A 2513-nucleotide genomic window follows, 5' to 3' on the forward strand; every position below is an offset into this window, starting at 1 on the left:
GGTTGGCACGCGCGATCGCCTCGTCCACCGTATCGAACTTCAGAACCGAACGCACCGGTCCAAACACTTCTTCGTCCACCAACGGATTGCCTTCGTCGATATCGCGGATGACGGTTGGCGCGACGATATAGCCTGGTCCCCAAGCACGGCCGCCGGCAATGACCCGTCCATACTTCGGCGCCTCTTTCAACACTTTCTTGATTGATTCGTATTGCCTTTTATTCTGGACGGGACCAAACCGTGTCGACGGATCAAGACCATCGCCAACCACGGCGTCGCAGGCCAGCCGTGCCAGTTCGTCGCACATTGCGTCGTATATCCCCGATTGCACATAGATGCGCTTGATCGACATGCAGACCTGACCGGAATTGATGAACGCCATCTCGAATATGCGTGGCGCGACTTTCTTGACGTCAACGTCATCGAGCACGATTGCCGCGTCGTTTCCGCCGAGTTCGAGCGTCAATCGCTTCAATGTGTCGGAAGCCGATTTCATGATGGCGCGCCCCGTGCTGGTGGACCCGGTAAACGACACTTTCGCTACATCCGGGTGAGCCGTCAGAAGGGGGCCGATATCGCCGGCGTCAGGCACCACGTTCACGACGCCCGGCGGCACGATGTCGACAATGATCTCCCCCAGTCGCAATGCGGACAGCGGCGTTGTCGGACTGGGTTTCAGAACGAAGGTGTTACCCGCGATAAGCGCCGGCGCCAACTTGTAGCAAGCCATGAGGAACGGGAAGTTCCATGGCACGATGGCGGCCACCACCCCGAGGGCGCGTCGATGCAATTCCGCACGCTGCTGCTCATCGTCCTGCAGGATCTCGGGTTCAAAATCGAAACCCGCGAAATAGCGCAGTACTGCGGGCGATAAGAACGTTTCCATCGCTGCAGCTGCCAACGGCTTGCCCTGCTCGAGCGTAATCAGCCGCCCCAGCTCGTCCGCATGTTGTTCCAGTGCTGTCGCAATCTTCAACAGAACCTGCTTCCGGGCGGCGAGTGGCGTATCGCGCCACCCCGGCCACGCGCATTTCGCAGCTGCTACAGCACGTTCCACGTCACGAGGCGTCGCGCGCGGGCATTGCGTGATCACCTGTTCGGTTGCGGGGTTGATCACGTCCATCGTCGCCGAACCATGCTGCAGTTCTCCGTCGACAAGCATACGCAAATCGTATTGCATCGCCACGTCTCCTCCTGGTTATGCGGCACACTTGTCCGGTTCCGCTTCCTGGCTAATATACGGAGAACCATCATGCAGTTCATGGCGCACGATGCAGCCGACTTGACTGTCCGTGCAACGCGAACGGCTTGCGAGGTGCGAGCCGTCAGGCACCGTCGGTCGTACGTCTCTTTCGGAGGAAACTGGGCGCCGTGCCGTAGCAATCCCTGAAGGCTCGGCTGAAATGTGCGCTGTCCGAGAAGCCGTTCTCGAACGCAAGTTCGGTCACACTGCGATCGCGCAGTTCGGGATCCAAAAGCGCTGCATGGCAGCGCGCAAGGCGCAGATCACGAATGAAGGTTGCGGGAGGCGGCATGCCATGCCGCTGGAACTCCGCGTAGAGACTACGCCGCGAGATCTGCAGCGCGCGGGCCAGATCGTCGGGTGAAAAATCCGGATCGGCCAGTCGCGCGGTCGCCGCTTTCCTTGCCTGCTCCAGGCACAGACTCGGCATCGGCACTGTGTGTCCGTCATCACGCGCGAAGCGTAGCAAGGAACGAAACACGAGTTCGATCGCGCCACGCATGACGGAGGCGATGGAATCGTCGCCCGGCACGGAGAATAGCGAACGCATTGCCGCAAGCGCAGCCAGGCTCGCCGAGTCCACCGGGAGCGCTTGTCCGCCATACCGGTTTGCCAGTGGTCGCCATTGAGGCATCTCGGACAGATCAAACGACAAGGTGAGTGCGCGATAACTTCCGCTGGTCTGGAGCTGATACGGACGCGCAAGCCGATAAAGGGCGAGATTGCCCGGTTCGAGACGCAGGAATTGTCCACCCTGCTCCATCTCACCAACGCCGCTGACCTGCCATATCACCTTGAAGACGTCGTCGCTCGTCGTGGAACCGGAACCGTAGCGGTTCCGATAAACCTTTAAGGGCGTACACGAAATATCACCCGCGACATTGAGATCCGCCGTGCGGGTATCCAGCTGTCCCCTAAATCCCCCCTTTACGGGGCAAATGTCGAAAGGTCCGAGACGGGAACGGACCGCCTCTACGAACTGGTCCGCGCTGGTAGTACGCCAGAGCGGAGCAACCCGTCCGCCTGCCGTCTCCGCGCATTCGAACCGGTTTTCACGAACACCCGCATGTCCAGTAGCTCTTGTCATACCGGGAGAATCTCCGCTTTCGGTCACACCAGTTCGCACTGCACCGGTATCGCGTGTCGCACAACGGAGCGATGTCAAGCCACACGGCGTGACGTGACAAGGGGCGTGTCGACTCGTGAATCAATCTGAAATCGCGTCACGAGCACAAATCGTAGCGACGCGACGGCGGGTCGAACGCCCAAC

2 protein-coding genes are annotated in these 2513 nt (G+C 60.1%); both read right to left on the reverse strand.

The features are described from left to right. The coding region (locus ABZX22_RS44805; protein ID WP_354923385.1) for an aldehyde dehydrogenase family protein at positions 1-1180 on the reverse strand (1180 nt) is incomplete at its 3' end. 145 nt (positions 1181-1325) lie between these two features. Next, complete coding sequence (locus tag ABZX22_RS44810; protein WP_325090438.1) at positions 1326-2330, reverse strand: helix-turn-helix domain-containing protein; 1005 nt, start codon at positions 2328-2330, stop codon at positions 1326-1328. Positions 2331-2513: the final 183 nt, after the last annotated feature.

This window comes from Nonomuraea sp. NPDC003804, assembly GCF_040610675.1.
Taxonomy (GTDB): domain Bacteria; phylum Actinomycetota; class Actinomycetes; order Streptosporangiales; family Streptosporangiaceae; genus Nonomuraea.

Coding starts and splice junctions, on each gene's coding strand:
- ABZX22_RS44810 (WP_325090438.1), bottom strand. CDS start 2,330: ATGACAAGAGCTACTGGACATGCGGGTGTTCGTGAAAACCGGTTCGAA.